We start from the raw sequence: 14287 nt of genomic DNA on the forward strand, positions 1-14287 counted from the left end.
ATGGGCCTGCACAAACTGACTCAAGCAGTATTGCTGGTGCTTGCACCCTTGTGTGTGCAGGCCGCAGACACCGCGAAACCGGTGGTGAACCTGTACATCTGGGGCGAGTACCTGGCCCCGGATACCCTGACCAATTTCGAGAAGAAAACCGGCATTCAGGTGGTGGCCGATCACTTCGACTCGCTGGAAACCGTCGAGACCAAACTGCTGACCGGCCGCAGCGGGTATGACCTGGTGCTGACGGCGGGGCAGCACCTGTCCCGGGCGATCCAGAGCGGGGCGATTCAAACACTGAACCTGCAACGGCTGCCGCACTTTGCCGGTGTCGGCGAGGAGTTCCGCCAGCACATGGCGGCGTTCGATCCGGGCAATCGTTACGCCGGGATCTACGCTTGGGGCACCACCGGCGTCGGCTATCAGGAAGAGGCGATCAAACAGCGTTTGCCCGACGCACCTCGGGACAGTTGGGCGATGCTGTTCGACCCGGCGGTGGTGTCGAAATTTGCCGATTGCGGGGTCAGCCTGCTCAATGATCCGAACGAGGTGTTTGCCGCAGTCATGAAGTACATGGGCCTGGACATCAACCGCCAGAACCTCGATGACCTGAAACTGGCCGAGCAACAATTGGCGAAGATCAGGCCCTACATCCGCTACTTCGACAATGACCTGAACATCAGCGACCTGGCCAACGGCAATACCTGCGTGGCGATGTCGTGGAACGGCAACGTGGCCATCGCGGCCGGGCAGGCCGAGGCGGCGAACAAACCGTTCAAGCTCAGTTACCGGATCCCGAAGGAGGGCACGTTGATCTGGTTTGATGCCATGGTCATTCCCAAGGATGCACCGCACCCCGAGGCCGGGCTGGCGTTGATGGACTACCTGATGACCCCCGAAGTGATTGCGCCGATCACCGACACCATTCACTACGCCAATGCGATTACGGCGGCGGACGGGTTGATTGATCCGGCGATTCGTAATGATCCGGGGACGTATCCGTCGGCGCAGGTGAGAGCCTCGTTGTATAGCAAGAATGACAATGGCAAGGCGTTCAACCGCGCGCTGATTCGGGCGTTTAGTCGGTTGAAATCCGGGTTGTGAGCGGCTTTGAGTGATGCAGTGAATGGGCAATCGTCATCGCGGGCAAGCCCGCTCCCACAGGTTATGAGTCGGGCAACAGATGCTCGTACACAAAAAACCTTGTGGGAGCGAGCTTGCCCGCGATGAACGATAACGCCGTCTACTTGCCGGTCATCCGCCACAAATACCACGAAGCCACCGTCCGATACGGACGCCACGCCAAGCCAATCTCAACCATCTGCTTACGCGTCGGTTGCACCTCCAGGCCCTTCAACCGGCGATACCCCTCACGCACCCCGAAGTCATCCGCCGGCAAAATATCCGGGCGATCCAGGCTGTAGATCAGCAGCATCTCGACCGTCCAGCGCCCAACCCCGCGCAAGGTGATTAACCGCTCGATCAGCGTCTCATCGTCCATCGCCAGTGCCGTGGCGTAATCCGGCACCACACCGTCCAGAGCCGCCTGCGCAATCCCTTGAATGGTCGCGATCTTGCCCGCGGAAAACCCGCAACTGCGCAGTGGATCAAAGCCGGTCGCCAGAATCTGCTCAGGCCTTGGAAATGTCGTCGACGGAAACAACGCCAGCAGCCGGCCGACAATCGCATCCCCGGCCTTGGCGTGCAGTTGCTGATAGGCAATCGCCCGCACCAGCGATTCATAAGGATCGCGAGCTGCGTGGGGCTCATGCAGGCAGGGGCCAACGGCGGCGATGTGGCGCCGCCAGTCGTCATCGATGGAAGATAGAAACTCGGTCGCGGGCAGGTAGGGATCGGGCATGACGATCAAGTGTTCCCGGCAGGTTTCAGCAGGGCATTGATTTCCCCATACGTGAAGGCCTTGAGGTGGCTGCTGTCGAGCTTGCCGGTCTCCAGGAAACCTTTGGCCAGGCACGCCATCGCACCATAAAGAAACTCGGCGATGCCCGAACCGGCACTCAGGCGCCGCACGCCGAGCGCTTGCAGCGCTTCAGGCGACGGCAATCCTGGCAGCCCGAGCACGTTCACCGGCAACGGTGTGCCCTGGCACAGCGCAGCGATCTCATACTCCGCCGTGACGCCCGCCGCAAACAGCCCATCAGCCCCCGCCGCCTGATACAACGCAGCGCGCTTCAGCGTTTCGGCGACGCGATCTTCGGCAGGCACCAGGCCCCTGAGGTAAACGTCGGTGCGGGCATTGATGAACAGCTTCACCTGGCGCCGATCGGCCACCTGCCGGGCGACTTCGATCTTGCGCACCAGCAGCTCTGGCGCAGAGGCACCGTCCTCGATATTGATCCCCACCGCACCGGCCGCGATCACCGCATCAACGACTTCGGCCACCCGCGTCAGGTCATCGGAATAACCGGCCTCGATGTCGACGGTCAACGGCATCGAGATCACCCGGGCGATGGATTCCACGGTCGATATCAGGCGTTCGAGGGGCAGGGCATTGCCGTCCGCATACCCGTGCGCCCAGGCCACCGCCGCGCTGCTGGTGGCCACGGCTTTGCAGCCCAGTTGCTCGACGATGCGCGCCCCGGTGGCGTCGGCGACGTTGGTCAGAATCAACAAGCCGTCGTGGTGCAGTTGATGAAATTGAGTGTCCATCGAATGTCCTTCCTTATGACTTTGCAGAAATCAGGGGATCAGAATGCGAGTTGTTCGGTCACCTGCACGGCGGCTTTTTCCAGCCGGAGCAAAAAAGCCTTGCGTGGTTGCCCTCCACCATAGCCCGTCAACGAGCCGTCTGCACCGATCACCCGGTGGCAGGGCAACACAATCGAAAGACGGTTATGCCCGTTGGCCAGGCCCACGGCGCGACTGGCGCCGGGCTTACCCAGTGTCGCGGCGATGGTGCCGTAGGTGCTGGTCTGGCCGTAGGGGATCTTCGCCAGTTCAGCCCAGACCTGCCGCGCAAATTCGCTGCCGGGCAAGTGCAGGGCAACGGTGAACTCGGTGAGTTTTCCGGCGAAATACTGCGCCAGCTCGGCTTCAATCTGCTGCAAATGCGCGTTGTGCCCCGGTGCTACGGCATAGCCATAACGGTTCTGCAATTCTTCGACTTCCCGGGTGAGCGCCGGTCGATCCAGAAACTCCAGCAACACCAGCCCACGGCGTTCGGCCATGGCAATCATCGGCCCCAGCGGCGTGGTCAGGCGCGTGAACAACAGCGGCTCACTGTTGGCCACGCGGCCCGGCGTGATGTGAAAGGATTTTTGAAACGCATCGCGAAAACCGCTCAGGGATTCGTAGCCCGAGTCGAACGCCGCGTTGTCGATGGAATCGCCCTGTTTGATACCGCCCAGCGCCATGCCCAGGCGACGAGTGCGCATCCAGGCGTGGAAGGTCATGCCGAAATGCTGCTTGAACCAGCGACGCAGTTTCAGCGGCTCGATGCCCTCGGCCACGAGCTGGGCATCGGTCCAGCGCAGGTCGGGATCGTTGTCGACCGACTTGAGCAACGCCTGCACCCAGTCCGGCGCAATGGCCGCGGCGTCCAGCGGTTTGCAACGCAGGCACGCGCGGTAGCCCGCCGACATGCACTCATCGGCGTGAGCGAAGAACTCGACATTCTCCGGCTTGGGCTTGCGCGCCGTGCAACTGGGGCGGCAGAAGATCCCGGTGGTCTTGACCGCAGTAAAGAACACCCCCTCGTAGGCGGTGTCTCGTTCGAGCATGGCGCGAACCATCTCGGCGTGGGGCGGAAGCAAAGCGTTTTGTAGGTTCATGGGCTGAGCATAAGACGCGTTGACCGTCGCCTCCACCGGAAAATCGACAGGGAATTTCGCTGACTCAGATCGAACGTTGATTGACCCGCTTCGACAGCTCTTCGGCGCTCTCTTTGCGTTCCGAATAACGGTCCACCAGAAAATCCTCGCGGCCACGCACCAGCAATGTGAATTTCATCAGTTCTTCCATCACGTCCACCACACGGTCGTAATACGCCGAAGGCTTCATCCGGCCTGCCTCGTCGAATTCCATGAAGGCCTTGGGCACTGATGATTGATTAGGGATGGTCAACATCCGCATCCAGCGGCCCAGCACACGCAGTTGATTGACCGTGTTGAACGACTGCGAGCCGCCACAGACCTGCATCACCGCCAGGGTTTTGCCTTGGGTCGGACGAACCGCGCCCATCGTCAGCGGGATCCAGTCGATTTGCGCCTTGAACACCGCCGACATCGAACCGTGGCGTTCCGGTGAGCACCAGACCTGGCCTTCGGACCAGAGCACCCGCTCGCGCAGTTGCTGGACTTTGGGATGGTCGCTGGACGCATCGTCGGGGAGCGGGAGGCCAGAGGGATCGAAGATCACCGTTTCGGCGCCCATCAAACGCAGAATCCGTGCGGCTTCCTCGGTCAGAAGCCGACTGAAAGAGCGCTCGCGCGTCGAGCCGTAAAGCAGCAGGATGCGCGGTTTGTGGGTGCTTTCGGTTGAAGGCGTCAGCAGCGCCAGATCGAGATTGGGCAGGTCGTCGTTCATCACAGGGCTCCGATGCGGTCCAATTCGATTTTCAATTCAGCGTCCGAAAGGCTTTGCAGGTCCAGCGCGAAAAACGCTGCAAACCGCTGCTTGATCGTGTTGACGGTGGCGTCAAACGCAGCCTGAATCGCTTGCTCGCTGCCATCCACGTCCGACGGATCGGCCAGTCCCCAGTGGCTTTTGATCGCCGGGCCGAAATACACCGGGCAGGCTTCCCCGGCGGCTTTGTCGCACACGGTGATGACGATGTCGGGCGGGGAGTCGGCGAATGCCGAAGAGTCTTTGCTGTAGAGGCCTTCGGTCGAGATGCCGAGGGTGTGCAGTGTTTGCAAGGCTTGAGGATTGAGCCGGCCGCTTGGGAAGCTGCCGGAACTCACCGCCGTAAAACCCACGGGTGCCATGTGATTGAACAGCGCTTCGCTCAACACGCTGCGGCAGCTGTTGGCGGTGCACATGAAGAGAACGGTGGTGGGAGAGGGGAGTGGGCTCATCGCTGAAAGCTCGTATATATGGATATCCGAATATACGGATGCCCGCCCGGGTTGCCAACTCCCTTATACATGCCGTTCCTGCGGCGCAGGCGCTGATGGCGATCCATTCCAGCATCAGGAACAACGCGCCGAGCAGTGCAAATTGCGGCGTCATCGAGCGGGTCGGGTCAACGGACTGGGGCCGGAATGCGGTGAAGATCAGGATCGCCTTGGGGTTGCTGGGGCCTAGTTTGATGCCTCCATGCCTGGAGGGGCTGCTTTCGGCCGACGCTGTTGAAAAAGTCGGCCATGGTTTCCGCAGCTGAAAAGTACGCGTCCGAGATTGAAATTTTTACTTTCGGCATAGGTTTCCAGACGCAGATTTCACGTAGCAGTGTGTAAAAAAGGCGATTTCACCGGTCAATGATCAGGCAGTTTTGGATCACCGACTTTTTCAACAGAATCGGCCAATTGCGGTCGCTCAACTGCTTCACCCTCGCTTAAGGACTAGCCGAGTGATATACCGCGGTTAGGTTCAATGCATGACAAAAAACAGGCAGTCTCATGATGCGATTCTCAATTTATAGCGGATTGGTTTTAGTGGGCTACTCGGCGCTCGATTACGGAGATCCCCCTATGGGCGTTGCTTTCGGCCAACTCGAACCTGCCGATGGGTACGCAGCAATTCAGAACCAGTGCTCCACGAACCATCAAGACCAGACCGTTCTGGATCTTTCTGTTCAGACCGAAGCGGGTCTGGTAATTCCATGTGCGGGCTTGGCCATCTTGGACTACTCCGAAGAGCTCTCGCCGCCGTGCATCGAAGTGAACATTTTCGGCATTCCACATCCTCTCTATGGCGAGCTGTTTCCTAAGCAGGTCACCCTGTATGAGCGTCAATTCAGCTAAGCGTAAGTCCCGCCGATGTCGGCTATGGGGCGGTTTCAGCCGGTCGTGACAGGCAGAAATCGGCCAAAAGTGGACGGTGGACACGGTGATGGCAAATGGATAGCTTCGTTCGAGGGCTGCAGTCCTTGCCGTCATCCATGCTGCGTTTCTCCCTGAACAATGTCGCATTTGCCGTGACCACTTCTAAACCACCTTACCGTTACGGAGCATATAAGACATGTCAAACATCGTCGCATGGACCCTGTTCTCCTTGGGCGTGCTCCATATTCCATTCGGTATTCTCAAGTTCAAAGCAGCATTCGCCGCCGCTGTAAATGCTGGCTTCGTTGACCAGTTCAGGGCGCACGAAGATCGGCGTGCAGCCCTCTGGTTTACCATGCTGGGGCCGCTTTTTATGCTCGCAGGGCAGACAGCGATCCACGCCGTAGCCGTTGGCGATCTCGCGCTACTTAAAATTGTTGGCATCTATGTGCTGATGATCTCGATCATTTGCATCATTGCTGTTCCAAAATCTGGATTCTGGGCAACGCTTCTGGTTTCTCCGCTGATCATCGCGGCAGGGTATGGCTTGTATGCCTGACAAACGGTTCATCCTTCACGACAGGCAATCGGCCAGAAGCGGACATAAATGGACTGAAACGCTCAGCCCACGATTGAGCGTAGACACGATGTTGATGACTTCGTATTCTCGGAAAAAATTTTGTCGTGATTCTCTTTTGCCCTTCTCGCGTGACTAGCGCATGGAATAACTGGTTAAAGAGATTACGCATAGGCAAATAGCGTCATGCGGCACAAGTGCCCAAAAGAATCGGGCCATTTCTGCCTCCCAACTGTTAAGTTAGGTTTTTTGGAACGACTAAAATGCGATGTGGGAGGCACATATGAAACACTGGACTGAGCCGAATGGGATACTTTTAATTAAAGTTCCAATCGATTGGCAGTACCTTAACTCAGGTCTTATCGACTATGAAGAGAGGTCGCCTTACGGATTTCAACCTTATAAAGATCCCATAGGCTGCTTTCAGCTAAGTTGCTATCCGTTGAGCGAGCTTGCTCCTAGCATCGCCAAAGCTAATCCAAATGGCGTCAGAAAGTTAAGCTGGAAGGAGTCTAGGGAAGATGATTACGACTTTTGCACACATCTGTTCTTCGGCGCTTATTATGATCAGACATTGATAGGTAAATATATCTACGATGCGGACCTTGAAGGCGACAAAAGGATTGCTGAGCAGCTTGCGATCGTGAATCAAATTCTAAACTCGGTTGTGATAGTGCCACAGAGTGATCGTAAGCTGGCTGCTGACCTCGATAAGTTTGATCGATTCACAGGATCTCTTGCGGCGTCACATGATCTTCTATACACAGCAATTGACGCAGAGGCGTGTATTGAGATCATTGCGATTGCAGCGAATCAAATAGATGCATATTTAAGATTGAGCCTGGTAATTGCAAAGCAGCTTGAGGAAAAGACGGATGATATCGAAACTAGATACCTTTTTCAGGCAGATGGGGAAAAGGGTATCATGGAGAGAAAGGTCTTCGAAGATGCTTTAAAATTTCAAGTAATTGATTTGGAGACTTTCGACAGTTTGAATGAACTCTATAATTTGAGAAATCGCGTTATTCACCGATACATAATCTCAGATATCAAATCGCGTGATCTCGTCGAGATTGCTGGAAGATATTTGAGTGCTTTGGAAATAATACGTCTAATCCTTCGCGGCTTCGAGCAGAAACAAGCAGTCGTGCCGTATGGGGTGTACGGCACGAAGTGTAGTAAGGCCTCTGTTACGGACGACGCCATAAGGCGGTTATATGCGAGCGCAAATGACAAGCATCTTATTGAAAAATATAAAAGAAACGTTAGTGACACAAAAAGCTGACAATACGCGGCAGGTCACACTTGACCCGCTGTGCATTTTTTTTACTAACGCAAAAGCGGGTGTTCCCCCCAAGTACAAGCGTGCGCGTTAGTGAGCGCTTTTGGCCCAGAGCGTGTAAAAACGCTTCGCCAAAATTGAAGTGCGTGGGTCTGCATTAAATCTGAAATTTATCGGCACGTCAGCCAGATGTGGATTTCGCGTAGAAGCGCGAATTTCAGTCCGGTTTTGAGTACCTGTCGCGCTCAAAAACGTTTTTACACAGCCTCGGCCGATAGTTGCCGGTCACAGAGGTTAGCTGACGACCCAGCCGGTCAGTCGTGACAGGTAGAAAACGCCTCAGGCTGAAAAAAAGCGGGCACAGTCTTGAAGACTGCGTTGCTACGTAAAATCTGACGGCGCTTGGTTGATCAGCAGACGCAAAAATTTGCGTAGAGACGAGATTTTCGTCTCGATCCTGAAAGTCAAACCCGCTCTTAGGCCCCATCGTGTGTCCGGCGCCGAGCGGCCAATTGCGAGCGGCGCGTCAAGATGGCCAAGGCAACCGCCATGATGAAGAGCGCCGGCACGTCACCAGCCAAGTGCCCCATTTGCCCCGGCTGGGTGACCGCCTGGACGGTCATGATTCCGCCGTGCACGGCGCTAGACCACACGGTGAACCAGATTAGGCTCAGATTGGCTAATGGATCTCGTGCGGCCAAGATCAAGAACACGCCAAGTGTGGCGTAGATGCCAACGATCATCATCGGGTAGTCCGAGTGACCGGCGTGCCAGGCCCAGCCGGACGGCCAGAACAACATAAGTGGGTAGAGAGCAAGGCACGCGAGGCCAGCCAACACTAGAACGACGCGCAAATACCTGAGGCGATCGACTACGGTCATGGCGGACTCCTCTTTGGGCCTGACTCTAAATTGAACTCAAGTGGGGTGATAACACCCTCACGGGCTTGGTAGATAACTTCCTCGTTGGGTCGTCTAGCCTGACTAGCCCGGGCGTTGTGACAGTCGGGTAACCGATGAAAATGGACGCAAAGCCCAATCTACTCAATTAATTCCGGCGGTAGACCAAGCATAGCTACTCATTAGCTATCGCTACGTCCATGCCTTTTATTGCTCAAAGTGAGCGCGCGCCCGTCCATTCAACAGAATTTGCGGGCGCTTGTTTAAACGCCATCGGGTTTACTTCCTGAAAGCTACAAATCCTTGCGCCGTTGCCTACGGCTGCGCCAGAATCCGCCGGCTTGTGCGCCTTGGGCCTGGGCTCTATCGTTTCCGGGTCGCTGCCAATTCAGCGTCCGGATTTGACCGTCCGACTCAATCAAGGCGCACCAGTGTCCAAAAAAAGCTTCGGCTTTTTTGCGGTGGCTGTGCGCGGGACATCTTCGGGTGTGCCGGATTCCTTGATTTCCGGTCGGTCAACCCGCGTACAGCTGCCACCTCTACTCGTTTGACCGCGAACGGTGGCGGCTCCACTAATCAAGGAGCATCACCATGTTCAAGGCCACACCCAATCCCCCGGAAACGGACGACGTTTCCCCCTACGAATCCACCGATTCCAAAAAACTCAACGAAGCCGCCGAACGCGCGCTCGACTTCCACTTCCCGTCGAATGCCGACATCAAAGCCGTCCCGCGAACCCGCAGCACCCTGTTTTCCGTAGACCCTGAGGCCACGGCCGAAACACTGGCAGTGTATTTGGTCGAGACGCTGGCCTCGGTCGATGTGATGGTCCATCAGTTGGTGGATCATCTGGAGGGTGAGTCGCGCTACGCGCTGCTGGGTATTTCCAACAGCATCATGACGGCGGAGATCACCGCGAACCGGGTGTTGGATAAGATTGATCTGCCCAAGTAGGTGCCGCTTGCGGTGGTGAGTGGCTAACTGATGTTTAGCTGTTAATCAGGGCCAGAAGTGACATAGCCGCGACTTGCGGCGTTTCAAACGCGATGAAACCCCCCGGTGGTTTGCCGATCACTGGGGGTTTTTGTTGGCCGCAAGACCGGCCGGCTTCATCGCCGGTCAAATGCTCCCACGGTCACATGTTGCGTATCGCCTCGTTCTCGTTAAGCACGAAATTTCATGAGCGCCTTCCAGATGTAACCGTAGCTGTAGCGAAGCCATGTAACTTTTAACAAGTCGAAGCTACGTCGTAGCCAACTGTTTTCTCGCGCTTTTAGTTCTTTGGCTATTTCATTTAGCAACCATTCATCCTTAAAACCAGTCCAGACAGGAGGGACGGGCGTTTCAAGGTTGCTGAAACACACTGGCGCGACCTCTGTGTACAAGATGTCTTCAACGACCTTTAAGTCGTAGCCCCGGATTCGTTCTGCGATAGAGGCGTAGTCGACAACGCTGTCTACAAAGGCCTCTGCCAGCGCGATCTGGATGCTTGCTCGTTCCGCAGTTGTCAGATGTCCCAATGGGCCAGCTCCTCTAGTTCTGCGTCGAACGTATGCAGTGATGTGACTGCGCCATTTCCGCACCGCAGTTTGAACCTGCGCAGCATCCGGTCAACCCTGGTACTCACGCACGGCGCGCCATCAACAGCACCGAAGCCGCCGCCGACAACAACCCCGCGCAGCAACGGTTGAATATCCGCTTGCCGCGAGGCTCGGCAAACCAGCGGCGCATGTGCAGGCCCATGTAGGCGTAGGCGCTGATGGCGATCCATTCGAGCATCAGGAACAACGCGCCGAGTAGCGCGAATTGCGGTGTGACCGAGCGGGTCGGGTCGACGAACTGCGGCAGGAACGCGGTGAAGATCAGGATCGCCTTGGGGTTGCCGGCCGCCACCAGAAACTCCTGCCGCGCCAACGCCAATACCCCAACCGATGCGCCCGTCACTGGTTTCTCGGCCCCCGGATCGGCGCGCCACAATTGCCACGCCAGGTAAAACAAATACGCCGCGCCGACAATCTTGATGCCGTAGAACAGCAACTCAGACGTTTGCAGCACCACCGCCAACCCGGCGGACGCCAGGGCAATCATCCCGGCAAACGCCAACAACCGCCCGATCCCGGCCACGCAGGAGATGCGGTAGCCGTAACGGGTCGAGTTGCTGACCGACAGCAGATTATTCGGGCCTGGCGCCATGTTCAGGGCGAAGCAGGCGGGGAGAAACAGCGTAAGCGTGGCGAGGTCCATGACAGGTCTCCGGTAACGATCGCGGTATTTTTATCATGGACGGCGGGGGGCTTTCCCCGTACAGCGGTGGACGCAAGTCGCCGTACACTTTTGTTGCTCGTGGTGAGGTTGCGTCCGTTCATTCAACAGGTTTTGAGAGCGCTTGTTTAAGCGTCATCGGGTTTACTTCCTGAAAGCTACAAATCCTTGCGCCGTTGCCTACGGCTGCGCCAGAATCCGCCGGCTTGTGTGCCGTAGCCCTTGGTTCTATCGTTTCCGTGCCGCTGAACACTCAGCGGTCGGGCTTGGAAACTCGACGGGTAAACGACACGAAGGCACCTCTTCATAACGTATTTTTTCGCACTATGTGCATTGCGTTATGGCGGCTGTGCGTGGGAGACCTTATAGGTCTGCCGGGCTCGTTTACCCTGGTTTTCCAACCCGCGTACAGCTGCCACCCCTTCGCTTGGAAACGAACGTGGCAGCTTCACCAGTAAACGAGGTTTCACCATGTTCAAAGTCACACCAAACCCGCCGGACACCGATCCGGTTTCCCCATACGAATCTGATTCAAAGAAGCTCAACGAGGCCGCCGAGCGAGCTCTCGACTTCCACTTCCCGTCGAATGCCGACATCAAAGCCGTCCCGCGAACCCGCAGCACCCTGTTTTCCGTAGACCCTGAGGCCACGGCCGAAACACTGGCAGTGTATTTGGTCGAGACGCTGGCCTCGGTCGATGTGATGGTCCATCAGTTGGTGGATCATCTGGAGGGTGAGTCGCGCTACGCGCTGCTGGGTATTTCCAACAGCATCATGACGGCGGAGATCACGGCGAACCGGGTGTTGGATAAGATTGATCTGCCCAAGTAGGTGCTGCTTGCGGTGGTGAGTGGCTGACTGATGTTTGGCTGTTAATCAGGGCCCGAAGTGGCATACCAGCGACTCGTGCGTTTCAAACGCGAAGAACCCCCAGTGGTCAGCCGATCACTGGGGGTTTTTGTTGGCCGCAAGACCGGCCGGTTTCGCCGAGCACCGCCGGTTTACCTCGCAAACCTCCTCGCACCCACCACACACAAAATCACCGCAACGGTAACTCCCAGCATGCCGAGGCTGACGTGCTCGTGAAGCAACGTGGCCGCCAGCGCCAATCCAAAAAATGGCTGAAGCAGCTGCAGCTGCCCAACGGCCGCAATCCCCCCTTGGGCCAGGCCGCGATACCAGAATACGAAGCCGATCAGCATGCTGAACAGCGACACATACGCCAGGCTCAACCAGGCCGGCGCACTGATGCCCGAGAACGAAGAGGGCGTCAGCCACCAGGTCAGCGGGGCCACCACCGGCAGCGACAACACCAGCGCCCAGGAAATCACCTGCCAGCCGCCCAGGGTTTTGGACAGTTTCGCCCCTTCGGCATAACCGAGGCCGCAGGCAAGGATGGCCAGCAGCATCAGGATGTCCCCTGCCGGCGAAGCGGTGAGCCCTTGGGAAACGGCGAACCCGACCACCAGCAAACTGCCCAGGACCGAGAAGCACCAGAACGCCGGTCGGGGACGCTCGCCACCGCGCAATACGCCGAATGCGGCGGTCGCGAGCGGCAACATGCCGACGAAGACGATGGAGTGCGCGGACGTCACATATTGGAGTGCCAGCGCGGTCAGCAGCGGAAACCCGACCACCACGCCCATCGCGACGATGACCAAGGGCAGCATCTGGTGGCGCGATGGACGCTTTTCCTTGAACAGCCACAACAGGCACAGCGCCAGCACGCCGGCGATGGTGGCTCGGGCGACGGTCAGAAAGACCGGGTCGAATTCCAGGACGGCCACCCGAGTCGCCGGCAGCGAACCGCTGAAGATCAGCACGCCGATGAGCCCGTTGATCAGCCCGCTGGTGTTCTTTTCCATGGTCTGGTTTTGCAGCTTCGAGGTATGTTCCATTTTGAATTCACTCAGTCGGGTTGCATGAGGCGCATCGTATGACCGACTATCGATACAATCAAAAAATTGTCATGGATACATTTCCCTATGCCTCGCTCCCGGTACAAGTCGCTGGTGGACGCCTTTGCAGCGGATATCCGCTCGGGGCGTTTGCCTCCCGGTACGCGCTTGCCGACTCACCGTTTGCTCGCCGCCAGCCATGGCTTGGCCTTGGTCACTGCCAGCCGGGTCTATGCAGAGTTGGAAGCCATGGGCCTGGTCAGCGGCGAAACGGGGCGCGGGACTTTCGTCCGGGAGACTTCGCTGCCGCCCAGCCTGGGCATTCATCAGCCCAACGTGGCGGCAGGGATGATCGACCTCAACTTCAACTATCCCTCGGTGCCGGGGCAGGCCGATCTGCTGCGCAATGCCCTGCGTCAACTCGCGTTGTCCGGCGACCTGGAGTCCCATCTGCGCTATCAACCCCACGCGGGGCGCCTGCACGAGAGGGCATCGGTCGCGCGCCATCTGGAGGCGCGCGGGCTGACGGTACAGGCCGAGCAGGTGTTGCTCGTCAGTGGCGCGCAGCATGGATTGACGGTGGCGTTGATGGCGTTGCTGCAACCGGGTGATGTGATCGCGGCCGACGCCTTGACCTATCCAGGGTTTAAGGTGCTGGCTGAAACGCTGCATCTGGAAGTCGTGCCTGTTCCTGGGACCGACATCGGGCCGGATCTGGAGGCGCTGGAAAAGCTCTGCCGGAGCCGATCGGTGCGAGCCGTCTACACCATGCCGACGCTGCACAATCCGCTGGGATGGGTGATGGCCGCCGATCAGCGTGAACGCCTGGTGGCGATTGCACGCCAGCACGACCTGCACATCATCGAGGACGCTGCCTACGCGTTTCTGGCTGAGGATTCACTGCCACCGCTCGCGCAACTGGCCCCCGAAAGAACGGTGTACGTTTCAGGGTTTTCCAAGAGCGTCGCCACCGGGCTACGCGTTGGATTCGTCGCGGCGCCCTTGCAAACCGTGCCCGCACTGGAGCGCACGATCAGGGCGACCACCTGGAATACCCCCGGGGTGATGACGGCGATTGCCTGTGCGTGGATCGATGATGGCACCGTTAGCCAGCTCGAAGCGCAAAAGCGTGCAGACGCACAGGCCCGCCAGGCCGTGGCCGACCAGCACCTGGCCGGCCTGCACTTCGTGCGCCATCCATCCTCCTACTTTATCTGGCTGCCCTTGTCGGAAGACGCACGGGCCGACCAGATCGCCATGGCGTTGATGCGCGAGCAGGTGGCGGTATCGACCGCCGAACCGTTTGCCACCTCCGTGCATGTGCCGCACGCGATCCGCCTGGCATTGGGCTCGGTGGACATGGACGCGCTTGGCGTGGCACTGGAGAAAGTGAAGCGGGTGGTGGGGGCTTATACGTAGGGCAGCCATTC

Annotated in this window: 16 protein-coding genes and 1 pseudogene; 7 read left to right on the forward strand and 10 right to left on the reverse strand. The window is 57.9% G+C overall.

What is annotated here, in order from left to right; genetic code table 11:
* Nucleotides 1-1098, forward strand: a complete 1098-nt coding sequence (locus tag K0F88_RS02975; protein WP_094467703.1) for an extracellular solute-binding protein — start codon at nt 1-3, stop codon at nt 1096-1098.
* A gap of 139 nt (nt 1099-1237) precedes the next feature.
* On the opposite strand, the gene K0F88_RS02980 is transcribed toward K0F88_RS02975, so the two are convergent.
* The 6 genes and pseudogenes from K0F88_RS02980 to K0F88_RS03005 all read right to left on the reverse strand — a co-directional run.
* The gene (locus K0F88_RS02980) at nt 1238-1855 is read right to left on the reverse strand and encodes a DNA-3-methyladenine glycosylase (RefSeq protein ID WP_094467702.1); all 618 of its coding nucleotides are present in this window, start codon (nt 1853-1855) and stop codon (nt 1238-1240) included.
* A 5-nt stretch (nt 1856-1860) separates the two neighbouring features.
* A complete protein-coding gene (locus K0F88_RS02985) occupies nt 1861-2664 on the reverse strand; it encodes an isocitrate lyase/phosphoenolpyruvate mutase family protein (RefSeq protein WP_094467701.1) in 804 nt (267 codons plus the stop codon).
* A 38-nt stretch (nt 2665-2702) separates the two neighbouring features.
* Nucleotides 2703-3785, reverse strand: a complete 1083-nt coding sequence (locus tag K0F88_RS02990) for a bifunctional transcriptional activator/DNA repair enzyme AdaA (RefSeq protein ID WP_094467700.1) — start codon at nt 3783-3785, stop codon at nt 2703-2705.
* 64 nt (nt 3786-3849) lie between these two features.
* Nucleotides 3850-4539 (reverse strand): arsenical resistance protein ArsH, encoded by a 690-nt coding sequence (gene arsH / locus K0F88_RS02995; protein ID WP_219093935.1) that lies wholly within the window; start codon nt 4537-4539, stop codon nt 3850-3852.
* Complete coding sequence (locus K0F88_RS03000) at nt 4539-5030, reverse strand: arsenate reductase ArsC (RefSeq protein WP_219093936.1); 492 nt, start codon at nt 5028-5030, stop codon at nt 4539-4541. The genes arsH and K0F88_RS03000 overlap by 1 nt, the downstream gene beginning before the upstream one ends.
* 28 nt (nt 5031-5058) lie before the next feature.
* Nucleotides 5059-5247, reverse strand: a pseudogene (locus K0F88_RS03005) (LysE family translocator); the annotation flags it as partial.
* Between the two features lie 398 nt (nt 5248-5645).
* On the opposite strand from K0F88_RS03005, the gene K0F88_RS03010 reads away from it, so the two are divergent.
* The 3 genes from K0F88_RS03010 (at nt 5646) to K0F88_RS03020 (ending at nt 7801) form a co-directional block, all read left to right on the forward strand.
* Nucleotides 5646-5918 carry a hypothetical protein gene (locus K0F88_RS03010; RefSeq protein WP_219093937.1) on the forward strand — a complete coding sequence of 91 codons (273 nt, stop codon included), beginning with the start codon at nt 5646-5648 and terminating at the stop codon, nt 5916-5918.
* A gap of 217 nt (nt 5919-6135) precedes the next feature.
* Nucleotides 6136-6498 (forward strand): DUF6463 family protein, encoded by a 363-nt coding sequence (locus tag K0F88_RS03015; RefSeq protein WP_094467958.1) that lies wholly within the window; start codon nt 6136-6138, stop codon nt 6496-6498.
* A 301-nt stretch (nt 6499-6799) separates the two neighbouring features.
* The gene (locus K0F88_RS03020; protein ID WP_219093938.1) at nt 6800-7801 is read left to right on the forward strand and encodes a hypothetical protein; all 1002 of its coding nucleotides are present in this window, start codon (nt 6800-6802) and stop codon (nt 7799-7801) included.
* A 473-nt stretch (nt 7802-8274) separates the two neighbouring features.
* Here the strand turns inward: K0F88_RS03020 and K0F88_RS03025 are convergent, their stop codons facing one another.
* Nucleotides 8275-8679, reverse strand: coding sequence for a DUF6632 domain-containing protein (locus tag K0F88_RS03025; RefSeq protein WP_094467904.1), 405 nt, complete (start codon nt 8677-8679; stop codon nt 8275-8277).
* 609 nt (nt 8680-9288) lie between these two features.
* On the opposite strand from K0F88_RS03025, the gene K0F88_RS03030 reads away from it, so the two are divergent.
* Complete coding sequence (locus K0F88_RS03030) at nt 9289-9651, forward strand: DUF6124 family protein (protein ID WP_094467695.1); 363 nt, start codon at nt 9289-9291, stop codon at nt 9649-9651.
* Between the two features lie 209 nt (nt 9652-9860).
* Here K0F88_RS03030 and K0F88_RS03035 read toward each other — a convergent pair whose 3' ends face one another.
* Together K0F88_RS03035 and K0F88_RS03040 are read right to left on the reverse strand one after the other, a co-directional pair.
* Nucleotides 9861-10217: a hypothetical protein gene (locus K0F88_RS03035; RefSeq protein WP_219093939.1), complete on the reverse strand. Its 357-nt coding sequence runs from the start codon at nt 10215-10217 to the stop codon at nt 9861-9863.
* Nucleotides 10218-10320: 103 nt separating this feature from the next.
* Nucleotides 10321-10941 carry a LysE family translocator gene (locus K0F88_RS03040; RefSeq protein ID WP_219093940.1) on the reverse strand — a complete coding sequence of 207 codons (621 nt, stop codon included), beginning with the start codon at nt 10939-10941 and terminating at the stop codon, nt 10321-10323.
* A gap of 489 nt (nt 10942-11430) precedes the next feature.
* Between K0F88_RS03040 and K0F88_RS03045 the strand changes: the two genes are divergently transcribed.
* Nucleotides 11431-11790: a DUF6124 family protein gene (locus K0F88_RS03045; protein WP_219093941.1), complete on the forward strand. Its 360-nt coding sequence runs from the start codon at nt 11431-11433 to the stop codon at nt 11788-11790.
* Nucleotides 11791-11960: 170 nt separating this feature from the next.
* Here K0F88_RS03045 and K0F88_RS03050 read toward each other — a convergent pair whose 3' ends face one another.
* The gene (locus K0F88_RS03050) at nt 11961-12857 is read right to left on the reverse strand and encodes a DMT family transporter (protein WP_219093943.1); all 897 of its coding nucleotides are present in this window, start codon (nt 12855-12857) and stop codon (nt 11961-11963) included.
* An 87-nt stretch (nt 12858-12944) separates the two neighbouring features.
* Between K0F88_RS03050 and K0F88_RS03055 the strand changes: the two genes are divergently transcribed.
* Nucleotides 12945-14276, forward strand: a complete 1332-nt coding sequence (locus K0F88_RS03055; RefSeq protein WP_094467693.1) for a PLP-dependent aminotransferase family protein — start codon at nt 12945-12947, stop codon at nt 14274-14276.
* The last annotated feature ends 11 nt before the right edge of the window (nt 14277-14287 follow it).

The sequence above is a fragment of the Pseudomonas sp. UMAB-40 genome (genome assembly GCF_900095275.1).
GTDB classification, from domain to species: domain Bacteria; phylum Pseudomonadota; class Gammaproteobacteria; order Pseudomonadales; family Pseudomonadaceae; genus Aquipseudomonas; species Aquipseudomonas mandelii_B.

Coding starts and splice junctions, on each gene's coding strand:
- K0F88_RS02975 (WP_094467703.1), top strand. CDS start 1: ATGGGCCTGCACAAACTGACTCAAGCAGTATTGCTGGTGCTTGCACCC.
- K0F88_RS02980 (WP_094467702.1), bottom strand. CDS start 1,855: ATGCCCGATCCCTACCTGCCCGCGACCGAGTTTCTATCTTCCATCGAT.
- K0F88_RS02985 (WP_094467701.1), bottom strand. CDS start 2,664: ATGGACACTCAATTTCATCAACTGCACCACGACGGCTTGTTGATTCTG.
- K0F88_RS02990 (WP_094467700.1), bottom strand. CDS start 3,785: ATGAACCTACAAAACGCTTTGCTTCCGCCCCACGCCGAGATGGTTCGC.
- arsH (WP_219093935.1), bottom strand. CDS start 4,539: ATGAACGACGACCTGCCCAATCTCGATCTGGCGCTGCTGACGCCTTCA.
- K0F88_RS03000 (WP_219093936.1), bottom strand. CDS start 5,030: ATGAGCCCACTCCCCTCTCCCACCACCGTTCTCTTCATGTGCACCGCC.
- K0F88_RS03010 (WP_219093937.1), top strand. CDS start 5,646: ATGGGCGTTGCTTTCGGCCAACTCGAACCTGCCGATGGGTACGCAGCA.
- K0F88_RS03015 (WP_094467958.1), top strand. CDS start 6,136: ATGTCAAACATCGTCGCATGGACCCTGTTCTCCTTGGGCGTGCTCCAT.
- K0F88_RS03020 (WP_219093938.1), top strand. CDS start 6,800: ATGAAACACTGGACTGAGCCGAATGGGATACTTTTAATTAAAGTTCCA.
- K0F88_RS03025 (WP_094467904.1), bottom strand. CDS start 8,679: ATGACCGTAGTCGATCGCCTCAGGTATTTGCGCGTCGTTCTAGTGTTG.
- K0F88_RS03030 (WP_094467695.1), top strand. CDS start 9,289: ATGTTCAAGGCCACACCCAATCCCCCGGAAACGGACGACGTTTCCCCC.
- K0F88_RS03040 (WP_219093940.1), bottom strand. CDS start 10,941: ATGGACCTCGCCACGCTTACGCTGTTTCTCCCCGCCTGCTTCGCCCTG.
- K0F88_RS03045 (WP_219093941.1), top strand. CDS start 11,431: ATGTTCAAAGTCACACCAAACCCGCCGGACACCGATCCGGTTTCCCCA.
- K0F88_RS03050 (WP_219093943.1), bottom strand. CDS start 12,857: ATGGAACATACCTCGAAGCTGCAAAACCAGACCATGGAAAAGAACACC.
- K0F88_RS03055 (WP_094467693.1), top strand. CDS start 12,945: ATGCCTCGCTCCCGGTACAAGTCGCTGGTGGACGCCTTTGCAGCGGAT.